The 10,848-nt window shown below is 69.7% G+C and carries 12 protein-coding genes and 1 tRNA gene; 1 reads left to right on the forward strand and 12 read right to left on the reverse strand.

Annotated elements, in window-relative coordinates:
- Position 1: 1 nt before the first annotated feature.
- The 12 genes from GBZ26_RS06345 to hisG all read right to left on the reverse strand — a co-directional run bounded on the left by GBZ26_RS06345 (position 2) and on the right by hisG (position 10,321).
- Positions 2-979, reverse strand: a complete 978-nt coding sequence (locus GBZ26_RS06345; RefSeq protein ID WP_174438111.1) for a glycosyltransferase family 10 domain-containing protein — start codon at positions 977-979, stop codon at positions 2-4.
- Between the two features lie 166 nt (positions 980-1,145).
- Positions 1,146-1,221: transfer RNA gene (locus tag GBZ26_RS06350), tRNA-Phe, on the reverse strand.
- Positions 1,222-1,319: 98 nt separating this feature from the next.
- Positions 1,320-1,520 carry a DNA gyrase inhibitor YacG gene (gene yacG, locus GBZ26_RS06355; RefSeq protein WP_174438112.1) on the reverse strand — a complete coding sequence of 67 codons (201 nt, stop codon included), beginning with the start codon at positions 1,518-1,520 and terminating at the stop codon, positions 1,320-1,322.
- A gap of 3 nt (positions 1,521-1,523) precedes the next feature.
- Positions 1,524-2,765, reverse strand: a complete 1,242-nt coding sequence (locus tag GBZ26_RS06360) for a ribonuclease E/G (protein ID WP_174438113.1) — start codon at positions 2,763-2,765, stop codon at positions 1,524-1,526.
- Complete coding sequence (locus tag GBZ26_RS06365; protein WP_174438114.1) at positions 2,762-3,367, reverse strand: Maf family protein; 606 nt, start codon at positions 3,365-3,367, stop codon at positions 2,762-2,764. Before GBZ26_RS06365 ends, GBZ26_RS06360 begins: the two co-directional genes overlap by 4 nt.
- A gap of 56 nt (positions 3,368-3,423) precedes the next feature.
- Positions 3,424-3,642 carry a translation initiation factor IF-1 gene (infA, locus tag GBZ26_RS06370; RefSeq protein WP_014198195.1) on the reverse strand — a complete coding sequence of 73 codons (219 nt, stop codon included), beginning with the start codon at positions 3,640-3,642 and terminating at the stop codon, positions 3,424-3,426.
- Positions 3,643-3,784: 142 nt separating this feature from the next.
- Positions 3,785-4,855 (reverse strand): lytic transglycosylase domain-containing protein, encoded by a 1,071-nt coding sequence (locus tag GBZ26_RS06375; protein WP_174438115.1) that lies wholly within the window; start codon positions 4,853-4,855, stop codon positions 3,785-3,787.
- Positions 4,856-4,950: 95 nt separating this feature from the next.
- On the reverse strand, positions 4,951-7,269 hold the full coding sequence (locus tag GBZ26_RS06380; RefSeq protein ID WP_174438116.1) for a hybrid sensor histidine kinase/response regulator: 2,319 nt from the start codon (positions 7,267-7,269) through the stop codon (positions 4,951-4,953).
- Positions 7,270-7,404: 135 nt separating this feature from the next.
- Positions 7,405-7,866: an arsenate-mycothiol transferase ArsC gene (locus GBZ26_RS06385; RefSeq protein ID WP_174438117.1), complete on the reverse strand. Its 462-nt coding sequence runs from the start codon at positions 7,864-7,866 to the stop codon at positions 7,405-7,407.
- 16 nt (positions 7,867-7,882) lie between these two features.
- The gene (locus tag GBZ26_RS30155; protein WP_035678261.1) at positions 7,883-8,365 is read right to left on the reverse strand and encodes a UPF0262 family protein; all 483 of its coding nucleotides are present in this window, start codon (positions 8,363-8,365) and stop codon (positions 7,883-7,885) included.
- Complete coding sequence (hisD, locus tag GBZ26_RS06395) at positions 8,362-9,669, reverse strand: histidinol dehydrogenase (RefSeq protein WP_174438118.1); 1,308 nt, start codon at positions 9,667-9,669, stop codon at positions 8,362-8,364. Before hisD ends, GBZ26_RS30155 begins: the two co-directional genes overlap by 4 nt.
- The gene (hisG, locus tag GBZ26_RS06400) at positions 9,653-10,321 is read right to left on the reverse strand and encodes an ATP phosphoribosyltransferase (protein WP_041812864.1); all 669 of its coding nucleotides are present in this window, start codon (positions 10,319-10,321) and stop codon (positions 9,653-9,655) included. The genes hisD and hisG overlap by 17 nt, the downstream gene beginning before the upstream one ends.
- Positions 10,322-10,628: 307 nt before the next feature.
- Here hisG and GBZ26_RS06405 point away from each other — a divergent pair, with 307 nt between their 5' ends.
- Positions 10,629-10,838 carry a hypothetical protein gene (locus tag GBZ26_RS06405; protein WP_174438119.1) on the forward strand — a complete coding sequence of 70 codons (210 nt, stop codon included), beginning with the start codon at positions 10,629-10,631 and terminating at the stop codon, positions 10,836-10,838.
- Positions 10,839-10,848 lie beyond the last annotated feature (10 nt).

Raw genomic sequence — 10,848 nt, forward strand, 5'->3', positions numbered from 1 at the left:
CCTACAGCCGGCTCTCGATCCAGTCGGCGAGGCGGTAGGCGTCGAAATGGAACTCCTCCGTCCCCAGGAAGGGCGCCACGGCGCGGTGGGCGCAATAGGCGTCGTAATCGTCGTCCACCGCCAGGATGTGCTCCACCGCCTCCTCGTCCGTGGCGAAGCGCGACACGTCGATGAAGCTGCCGGCCGCCACCTCGCGCTCCAGGTCGGGATCGCCCCAATAGAGCGGGACCGCCCCGGCCTGGAAGACGTCCAGGATCTTCTCCGTCAGATAGCCGGGATGGCTGGCGTTCTCGAAGGCGAAGGCGAAGCGGTAGCGTTCGAAGACGCGGATCTTCGACAGCCAGCCCATCTTGACGACGCTGCCGGTGTTGTTCAGGTGCCAGCCCACCGAATCGACGCGCCGCCGCCCGTCCAGCGCCGGGAAGAAGCGGTTGCGGCGTTCGCCGTTTGGGTTCTTGTAGAGGAAGGCGCAGAAGCCGCGCTCCGCGAAGGCCGCCCGCGTCGGCGGCACCGGCGGCAGGACCGGCGAGCAGAAATGCGGCACCGCCCCCTCCCGCATGTGCTCGTAGGCGTGCATGACGTAGAGCGGCAGGCGGTAATGGCGCGGGTCGTCGAGGCGGTCGAAGGACACCGCCATGTCGAAGCCGTCCAAAGGCGGACGCACGTTCTCCCCGGTGAAGAACAGGGTCCGGCGGCTGCGCGCCGCGCGGTGCCGCCCGCCGAAGACCGAGACGATGGCGAGGTCGCTGTCGTCCTCGACCACCGACAGGTCGAAACGGCTGGACAGGATCTCGATGAAGAAGTTCGTGCCCGTGTCGAACTCCGGCCAGAAGTCGTGGAAGGCCAGTTTCAGCCGGGGCCGGCCGCCGCGCCGCCCGCGGTAGGGGCCGTGCAGCAGGAAACGGTCGAGCCGCTCGGGATCGCCGCCCGGCTTCGCCAGGAATTCCTCAAGAAACGCGCTTGTCCGCTGATCGAGCATCCCGCCATCCGTGCCGGATCGTTGCGCGACGCACGATACGGTCGCCGCGACGGGAACGCCACCCCTTCCGCGCGCTCGCACAGCCGGGAGACGCGGCGCGGACAACAAAAAACGCCCCGCGGATGACGGAGCGTTCGAAACACCACAACCCCTTGAAGGGAAGAAGTGGTGCCCAGGGACGGAGTCGAACCGCCGACACGGGGATTTTCAGTCCCCTGCTCTACCAACTGAGCTACCTGGGCACCGAGGCCGCGGTGGAAACCGCGGCGCGTCGAGGCGCGCTTTGTAGGCAAATTCGCCGGGCCTGTCCAGCCCTAAAATGCAGAAATCCGCCGCCCCGTCACTCCCGCTCGTCGGCCTCCTCGGCGTCCGGGCGGTCGGGGCTTTCGATGCGGTAGACGCCGCCCAGCCAGCGTGACAAATCCACGTCGGCGCAGCGCTTGGAGCAGAAGGGCTTCGTCTCCTCCACCCCCGGGCGGCCACAGATCGGGCAGGCTTTGTCGGTGGGTTTCGGGCCAACCGGCTTCTGGTTGTCGTTCATCGCTCAATCCTCCGCCGCGGCCCTACGGACGGTTCCCAGCAGATCGGCCAGGGCCGTGCCGCGCCGGGCGCGGGTCATCTCCACCAGACCCAGCTTGGACAGACCATAGACCTGGGTCTGCGCCGGGTCGTCCTCCACCGCGCGGGACAGGGCGTTCAGCAGCCGTTCGGCGTCGCCCCGGTTGCGCATGTTGACGAAATCGACGACGACGATCCCCCCGGCGTTGCGCAGGCGCAGTTGCCGGGCGATCTCCGCAGCCGCCTCCAGATTGACGTCCAGCGGGTTCCCACGTTCCCCCGCGTTGACGTCCACGACGGTCATCGCCTCGGTCCGCTCGATGACCAGCGACCCGCCGCCGGACAGCGGCACCCGCGTGCCGAGCAGCGTGTCAATCTCAGCGTCGAGATCGCGCAGGTCGAACAGCCGCTGCCGACCGTCCGAGGGTGCGGCCAGGAGCCGGGCGTCGAAGGGCTCCACCCGCCCCTCCAAGTCCGGCGCGCGGTCGGCGCACCAGTCGGCGAGGTCGCGGGCCAGAGCCGCGTCGTCCACGATGATCCGCGACGGAACGCTCGCCCCATGCTCGATCAGGGCACGGCGCGGCGCGTCGGGACCGGCCAGCAGCAATGAGGGTCCGCCGCCCCGCTCCGCCGCGTCGCGGATGGACCGCCACGCCAGATGCAGCGCGTCCGACTCCGCGGCCAGCAGTCCGTCCGGGGCGGTGGCGGCACCCGCCCGGACGATCCAGCCGGCGCCGGGGGCGATGTCCTGGATGCGGCGGGCCAGTTCGGTGCGCTCCGGCCCGCTACCCAGCCGCTTCGACACCGCCACGTCGCGTCCCAGCGGCGCGTGCACCAGGAAGCGGCCCGGCAGGGTGATGTCCATGGTCAGGGACGGCCCCTTGGCCCCGGTGGCGTCGGCCTTCACCTGCACCAGCACCGTCTGGCCGGTGCGCAGCAGATTGCCGATCCGCTCGCCCTTGGCTTTCGGTCGCCCCTTCGGTCCGCGGGCGTCGAGCGCGGAGAGCAGACCCGATTTGCCGGTGCCGAGATCGACAAAGGCGCCGTCCAGCCCGGTCGCGATGCGCTCCACCCGGCCGAGGAAGACATGGCCCAGCAGGGACGGACGCTCGGCGTGGTCGATGTAGAGGTCGGTCAGCCGCCCGCCGGCCAGCACGGCGGCCCGCGTCAGCGGGCCGTCGCGGTCGATCAGGATCTCCGCTGCGGCGCCGACGGTGGGATCCGTCACGGCAGCGGGAACCCCGCTCCACGCAGCAGCGCCGCCACTTCGAACAGGGGCAGCCCGACCACGTTGCTGTAGGAACCGCCGATCCAGCGGACATGGGCCGCCGCCCGCCCCTGGATCGCGTAGCCGCCGGCCTTGCCCTGCCATTCGCCGCAGGCGATGTAGGACTCGGTCTCCTCGTGGGACAGCGACTTGAAGGTCACGTCGGTGCGCACCAGCCGATCCGACCGGCGCAACACGTCTCCTTCCCTCGAAGGCGATAGAAGCACGACCCCGCCGAACACCCGGTGCCGCCGCCCGGACAGCAGGCCGAGGCAGGCGCGCGCCTGCTTCTCCTCCTCCGCCTTGGGCAGGATGCGGCGGCCGCAGGCGACCACCGTGTCGGCGGCCAGCACGAAGGCGCCGGGATGGCGCGCGGCCACGGCGGCGGCCTTCTCGCCGGCCAGACGCAGCGCGTGCTGGGGCGGAAGCTCCCGCGGCTGGGGCGACTCGTCGATGTCTGCGGGGTCGACCGCGTCGGGCACCACGCCGATCTGGCGCAACAGGTCGAGCCGGCGGGGCGAGGCGGACGCCAGCACGAGCCGGTGGGCGGTTTCGGTGCTCATAACGCGGGGAGGATGGCCGATGGTGGAAACCGGTTCAACGCGGGAAACCGGTTCAATCACTTGAACCGGAACGTGATCCGGCCCTTGGTCAGGTCGTAGGGCGTCATCTCGACGTTGACGCGGTCACCGGCCAGCACGCGGATGCGGTTCTTGCGCATCTTGCCGGAGGTGTGCGCCAGCACTTCATGCTCGTTGTCGAGCTTCACACGGAACATCGCGTTCGGCAGCAGCTCGACGACGGTTCCGGAGAACTCGATCAGATCTTCCTTAGCCATAGCCCCTTAAGTCCGTAACAGTTTCGAGGCAATAACTGACCTCCCGAAGCCGCCCGGTCAAGGGGGATTCCACCGGGGGCGGTGAGCCTCCGGCGTGGGGGTTGGCCAAAGCCTTCCAGATGGGACGGAAACAGCCGGCGGTTCAGCCGAGCGGGTTTCCGCCGCCGTTTTCATACTCCGACACGCCGCCCGCGTCCATGCCCGCGGTGCCGCCAAGCGCCGCCGACTGGAAAGAACTGAGCGGCGACGGGCCGCCATCCAGCCGGACGCGGGGTTCCGCGGCCTGCGCGATGCGCTCGAACATCTCTTTCTGGTCGGTGTCCATGCGGCGCGTCAGCCGCGCGACGGTCTCCGACGCGGTCAGCGCCCGGCCCGACGCGCGGTCGTAGAACAGGCCGCGGTTGCTCCGCGCCGCGGCCGGCAGAAGCTCCGCCGCGGCGGCCCTGGGCGACGACTCGGCGGCGCGGATCAGCTTGGCCGCCCCGCCGACGCCCAGCACATAGGCGATGCGGCTCTCGGTCTCCGACACCGGGCGCTTCAGCCGCTCCTCCAGCCGGTCGCGCCCTTCGGACAGGTAGCGCGCAGCCATCCCGGCGGAGAGGTCGACGTCGTGGCGCAGCGCCAGGATCTGGCGGCGCACCCCCGGGTCCTTGACCGAGGGGATGCCGTTGCGGCTCTGGATCGCGCTCGCCAGCTCCCCCTGGCCGTAGGCGGAGCCGTGGCGGCGGAACAGGTCGAGCCATGTGCGATCCAGGAACTGGAACGGACCGGCGGCGGAGCTGGAGCGGTTGCGGGCCGCCGGGTCGAGCCCGCTTTCCTGGGTCGCCTGGGCGAGGATGGCGGTGAAGCTGTGGCCCGACAGGCCGGCGACCTGCTGGGCCGCCAGCAGAACCACCTGCCCGGCGGCCGGGTTGTTCGCCAGGGCGGCGCCGATCACCGTCGACTGCTGGGCGGAGACCGGGGCGGCGTCGGGCTTGCGGGCGGGAAACGGCACGCGGGTCCCGTCGGCAAGCTGGATCGGCGCCTCCGGCTTCGTGGCCGGCAGGGGCGGCACCTTCTGCCCGTTGGCAAGCCGCCCGCGTGGGACCGGCTGAAATTCCGCCAGCGCGCTTCGGAACGACCCGCCCGACGCGGCGCCCGTGGAGGATGGCGGCGCGGGAACATCCGGCTTGCGCTCGGGAAGCGGGACGAGTGGAGGCAGCGCGACCTTCATGGGACACCGGAACCGTCAGACCGGAACCGCCATCGCGGAACCCTTCGGCGCAGCTTTAGCACAAAAGCCTTAATTATTCTTAATCATTGACGGGATCACGGTGGAAGAACTCGATTGCCCGGCGTGTCGGCCATGCGGATGGGTCCGGCGTCGACCGCCGTCCGCCGCCCCTCACCGTTCCAATGATCGATGGCGCCCAAAAGGCGGCTTTTGTCCAAGGGCTTGGCCAGATGATCGTCCATTCCGGCCTGTCGGCAACGCTCCACCTCCACGGCCAGCACCCCCGCCGACAGGGCCAGGACCGGGATGCGGCCCAGCGGGCCGGGAAGCGCCCGGATGCGCCGCGTCGCCTCCAGCCCGTCCATCACCGGCATCTGCACGTCCATCAGAACGAGGTCATAGGCGCGCTCCTGCACCGCGGTCACGGCGGCGGCGCCGTCGGGCACCGCATCCACATGATGCCCGGCCCGGGTCAGCATGGTGACGACCAGATCGCGGTTCATCGCCAGATCCTCGGCCAGCAGGATTCGCGCGCCGCGGCTCGATGGCTGGGGCTGCACTGCACCACCGTCGAGGTCGTCCCGTTCCGGGGCGCTGGCGGGCTTCAGAGGCAGGCTGAACCAGAAGGTGCTGCCGACTCCGGGGCGGCTTTCCACACCGATCTCGCCGCCCATCAATTCCACCAGGCGGCGGCAGATGGCCAACCCCAGCCCCGTGCCGCCGCGCCCGCGGTCCAACTGGCTGAAGCGCTGGAACAGCTCGCGCTGGCGGTCTTCCGGCACGCCGATGCCGGTGTCGCTGACGGTGAAGGTGTAACGGCGGGAGCCGGACTCGTCGCCCATGGCCTTGACGGTCAGACGGACGCTGCCCGTGTCGGTGAACTTCACCGCATTGCCCAGCAGGTTCAGCAGAATCTGGCGCACCCGGTCGGGATCGCCCATCACATAACCGCGCGCCGCCGCGGAGACGGAGGTGTGCATCTCCAGCCCCTTCTGCTCGGCCGCCAGCCGCACGATGGCCTGACAGCGGTCGGCCAGATCGTCCAGCCGGAACGGCACGCAGACCAGATCCAGCTTGCCCGCCTCCAGCTTCGACAGGTCCAGCACGTCGTTGATGACGGTCAGCAGGGAGCGTCCGGCCTCCCGCACCTGGGAGGCGTAGCGCCGCTGCTCCGCCGTCAGTGGCGTTTCCAGAAGCATGTCGGCGAACCCGATCACGCCGTTCATCGGCGTGCGGATCTCGTGGCTCATGGTCGCCAGGAAGTCCTCCTTGGCGCGGCTGCCGGCGCGGGCCTCCTCCATGGCGGCGCGCAGTTCCTGCTCGCGCTGCCTCAGCCGGCCCGACATGTCGTTGAAGGCGTTGGCGACCAGCCGGATCTCGTCGGGCGCGCCGCGGGCCTCCACCACGGCCCCGACGTCGCCGGCGCCGATCCGGGTCGCCGCTTGGCTGAGCACGCGCATCCAGCGCAGGACCGAGGCGTGCAGCAGCGACCAGAGCGCCGCCACGCTGAACAGCCCGGCGATGCCGAGCAGGACCAGCCCGCGCAACAAGTCGCGCCGGGCGTCCGCCACGATCGGTCCGGTCGGCATGCCCACGGCGAAGACGGTGTCGGTCTCCGGGGAGTGGCGGAAGGCCCAGATGCGGTTCAGCCCGTCGGCGCTTTCACCCTCGAACGCGCCGCTGCCCTCGGCCAGCATGCGCTTGATGTGTGGGAAGTCCCCCAGACTGCGCCCAACCCAGCCCTCCGGATCGGGCTGGCGCGCGATCAGCACGCCGTGTCGGTCGAGCACCAGGATGCGCGCGTCGTCCTGCTTCGTCACCTTCACCAGGTCGGTCAGCCAGGCGAGATCGATCGCCACCCCCAGCACCCGCTCGACCTCGCCGTTCGCCAGCACCGGCTGCACCGCCAGGATCAGCGGCTTTCCCGACCGCTTGCCGATCACCACCTCGCTCAGCACGAAGGACTTGGTGTCCAGCGCCCGCTGGAAATACTCGCGGTCGCGCAGGCTGATCCCGGAGCCGGGGCCGGTCGTGTCGCAGATGAGGAGGCCGTTCGGGTCGGCCACCCACACGCCGGTCGTCCAGCGGTGCTGCCGCGGCATCGGCGCCAGCGTGGCGACACAGGCATCGGTATTGCTGTGGCCGGAGTCGCGGACCGCCGGCACCAGGGCGAGGACACTCAGCAGGTTCCGCGCCTCGCCGATCAGGTCGCGCTGGCGCTCCACCCCGTCCTCGGTCAGGTGCCGCGCCAGTTCCCGGGCGCTGCTCAGGCGCTGGTCGAGCTGTTGGTCGAAGAAGTACAGTGCCCCAGCCAGCGGCAGGGCCAGGGACGCCAGTACGACGCCCATCAGACGCAGACGAAGACTCCGCAGACCGGTGGCACGAAACAGGCGGGACGGCAAACCGGCGAGCATCAGGCAAAGAACCTCTCGAAGACCTTTAGAGAATAGGCGGAGGCGCGCACGTCATTCGATGATTCATCTCAATAGCACCTCAACCCACCCTTGAAAAAGGGCTTCACAAAATCCCGCGCCGAAACCGCCGGACGGTCAGACCGTCGGGCCGCGGGACAGCGGAAACCGCTCCTTGATCCTGCCCAGCAGCCCATCCCGCACCTTGCGGTAGGCGTCCAGCATGGCCTCGCGGTTGCCATCCACCAGGGTGGGGTCGAAGGTGTTCCAGAACTCCACGTCGCAGGCCATGGTGCGGGTCATTTCGATGGCGCGGTGCTGCGCCTCCGGCGAAAGCGACACGATCAGGTCGAAATTCGTATCCTCCAGATCCTCGAAGCTGCGGCAGCGGTGGCGGGACAGATCGATGCCCATCTCCTCCATCACCGCCACGGCGAAGGGATCGACCTCATCCCCCTCGCGCACGCCGACCGAATCGACGTAGACGCGCGTGCCATGGAAATGGCGCATGATCGCCGCCGCCATCGGCGAGCGGATCATGTTGTAGGTGCAGGCGAACAACACGCTCGTCACGGGGAGCGGTTGCAGCACCGGGGCCATGCGCCGCCCGACCCCGTCAGCCGCGGATGTGGAGGACGCAGATCAGCGTGAACAGCCGACGCGCCGTCTGGAGATCCATTTCGACCTTGCCGGCCAGCCGTTCGCGCAGCATCTCCGATCCTTCGTTGTGCAGGCCGCGGCGTCCCATGTCGATCGCCTCGATCTGCGAGGGCGTGGAGCGCTTGATCGCCTGATAGTAGCTTTCGCAGATCAGGAAATAGTCCCGGACGATGGACCGGAAGCCGGTCACCGGCAGGGTGATCTTGTCCAGCGCGCTGTCGTCGTCGCGCCGGACGTCGAAGACCAGCCGGTTGTCCTCGATCGACAGATGCAGGTGATAGGGGCCGGAGTCCGCGTGCTCGCAGGGGCAGAACTCGTTGTCTTCGAGCAGGTCGAAGATGGCAACCGCGCGCTCGTGCTCCACCTCCGGCTTGCGCCGGATCACGGTCTTCTCGTCGAGCGTCACGTGGACGATGCGGCGGTTGCCCTTCGTGCTCACCCCTGACCTCCTCCCGGCAGGCGCAGCGCCACCGACAGCGCGTGCGCGTCCAGACCCTCCGACCGGGCCAGCGTCACCGCCGCCGGGCCGATCGCCGTCACGCTCTCCGCGTCGCAGGCGACAAAGGTCGTCCGCTTCATGAAATCCAGCACGTTCAGACCGGACGAGAACCGCGCGGAGCGCGCCGTCGGCAGGACGTGGTTCGGACCCGCGACGTAATCGCCGATGGCCTCCGGCGTGTAACGGCCGAGGAAGATGGCACCGGCGTTGCGGACCTTCGCGGCCAGCGCGTCGGGGTCCTCCACCGCCAGTTCCAGATGCTCCGGCGCCAGCCGGTCGATCAGGGCCGGCGACTCGGCCAGCAGGTCGCGCACCACCACGATGGCGCCGTGCTCCCGCCAGCTTTCCCCCGCGATGGCGGCGCGCGGCAGAGTCTCCAGGTGCCGGTCCACCGCCGCGGCCACCGCGTCGGCGAAAGCCGGGTCGTCGGTGATGAGGATCGACTGGGCCGAGGTGTCGTGCTCCGCCTGGGACAGCAGGTCCATGGCGATCCAGGCCGGGTCGTTCCGGTTGTCGGCGACCACCAGGATCTCCGACGGGCCGGCGATGCTGTCGATGCCGACCGTGCCGTAGACCAGCCGCTTGGCGGCGGCGACGAAGGCGTTGCCGGGGCCGACGATCTTGTCCACAGGCGCGATGGTCGCCGTGCCGTAGGCCAGCGCGGCCACCGCCTGGGCGCCGCCGATGCGGTAGATCTCGGTGATGCCGCAGCGCTTGGCGGCGGCCAGGACCAGCGGGTTGATCGCCCCGTCCGGGGTCGGCACCACCATGACGATGCGCTCCACCCCGGCGACCTTGGCCGGCAGGGCGTTCATCAGGACGGAGCTGGGATAGGACGCCGTGCCGCCCGGCACATAGAGGCCGGCGGCGCCGACCGCCGTCCAGCGGGCGCCCAGCCGCACGCCCTGGGCGTCGCGGTAGTCGGTCGTTTCCGGCACCTGGAGCCGGTGGAAGCTCTCGATCCGCTCCGCCGCGGTGTCGAGCGCGCGCAGCAGGTCGTCGCCGCACTGCCCGACCGCCGCGTCGACTTCCTCCTGGGAGATGCGCAGCGTCGCGGGGGTCAGCGTCTGGCGGTCCCAGCGGGCGGTGTAGTCGATCAGCGCCGCGTCGCCGCGCTTGCGCACGTCGTCGATGACGCCGGCGACCAGGGCCTGCACGTCCTCGCTGGTCTCGCGCTTGGCATGGAGAAGCCCCTCGAAGCCCTTGGCGAAACGGGGGTCCTGGGCATCAAGCCTGACGGGCATTCACAGCCTCCCGGAAGCGGTCGATCCAGCCGGAGATTTCCTCGGGCCGCGTCTTGAAGGCGGCCCGGTTGACGATGAGGCGGGAGGTGACGTCGGCGATGTGCTCGATCTCCACCAGCCCGTTCGCCTTCAGCGTCGAGCCGGTGGACACCAGATCGACGATGCGGCGGCACAGGCCGAGGGTCGGGGCAAGTTCCATCGCGCCGTTCAGTTTCACGCACTCCGCCTGCACCCCGCGCGCCGCGAAATGCTTCCTGGTGACCTCCGGGTATTTGGTCGCGACGCGCACGTGGCTCCAACGCGACGGATCGTCGCTCTCCCCCAGTTCGACCGGTTCGGCGACCGACAGGCGGCACTTTCCGATGCCGAGGTCGAGCGGCGCGTAGATTTCCGGATAGTCGAATTCCATCAGCACGTCGTTGCCGGCCACGCCCAGATGGGCGGCGCCGAAGGCGACGAAGGTCGCCACGTCGAAGGACCGGACGCGGATGATGCTGAGATTCGGAATGTTGGTCGCAAAACGCAGGAGCCGGCTGTCCGCGTCGTCGAACGCCGCTTCCGGCTCGATGCCGGCGTGGGCGAGCAACGGGCGCAGCTCCTTCAGGATGCGTCCCTTGGGCAGGGCCAGAACCAGCGGCTGACTGGCCGACACGTTCGACGACGCATCGGCCGGCGTGCTGGGCGCCGGCGCGCCAAGAGCACGGGTATCGGCGGGCAAAGAACTCTCCTCGGGCTGAACCGCTGCCCGGATATACCACATTCCGCGCCGCCGTCACGGTCTTAGGAGGCTTAGTGCGGTGCAGGGCGGCCTTGTTCTTGGACCAGAGGGGTTCCTGGACCAGAGAGGTTCCTGGACCAGAGGAAGAACTCGCTCGGTCGGGGCCGGTTGGATTCGCCTTTCCCTGAACAGAGGACAGGAGCCATGGCCGAGGACCGCTCCAACCAGCCGATCAACCCGCGTGGCCCGCGGATCGCGGGCGACACCAGCAGCACGGGCGGCCGCGCGCCGACCGCCGACCCGCGGCGCTCCCGAACGGCTTCAGGCCGAGAAGGAGGACCGCCACCCCAAGACGTCCACCCCGGACGGCAAACCCTACGCCGACGCCATGGACCCGGACCGGCACGAGACGGGCAGCGCCACCATCGGCACGCCGGGCGGCTCGGTCTGAGTCCCGCGAC

It is taken from the genome of Azospirillum formosense, assembly GCF_013340925.1.
Lineage (GTDB): Bacteria > Pseudomonadota > Alphaproteobacteria > Azospirillales > Azospirillaceae > Azospirillum > Azospirillum formosense.

Bases quoted from the DNA above. Each gene is read 5' to 3' on its own strand.
- GBZ26_RS06345 (WP_174438111.1), bottom strand. From the start codon at position 979: ATGCTCGATCAGCGGACAAGCGCGTTTCTTGAGGAATTCCTGGCGAAG.
- yacG (WP_174438112.1), bottom strand. From the start codon at position 1,520: ATGAACGACAACCAGAAGCCGGTTGGCCCGAAACCCACCGACAAAGCC.
- GBZ26_RS06365 (WP_174438114.1), bottom strand. From the start codon at position 3,367: ATGAGCACCGAAACCGCCCACCGGCTCGTGCTGGCGTCCGCCTCGCCC.
- infA (WP_014198195.1), bottom strand. From the start codon at position 3,642: ATGGCTAAGGAAGATCTGATCGAGTTCTCCGGAACCGTCGTCGAGCTG.
- GBZ26_RS06375 (WP_174438115.1), bottom strand. From the start codon at position 4,855: ATGAAGGTCGCGCTGCCTCCACTCGTCCCGCTTCCCGAGCGCAAGCCG.
- GBZ26_RS06380 (WP_174438116.1), bottom strand. From the start codon at position 7,269: ATGCTCGCCGGTTTGCCGTCCCGCCTGTTTCGTGCCACCGGTCTGCGG.
- GBZ26_RS06385 (WP_174438117.1), bottom strand. From the start codon at position 7,866: ATGGCCCCGGTGCTGCAACCGCTCCCCGTGACGAGCGTGTTGTTCGCC.
- hisD (WP_174438118.1), bottom strand. From the start codon at position 9,669: ATGCCCGTCAGGCTTGATGCCCAGGACCCCCGTTTCGCCAAGGGCTTC.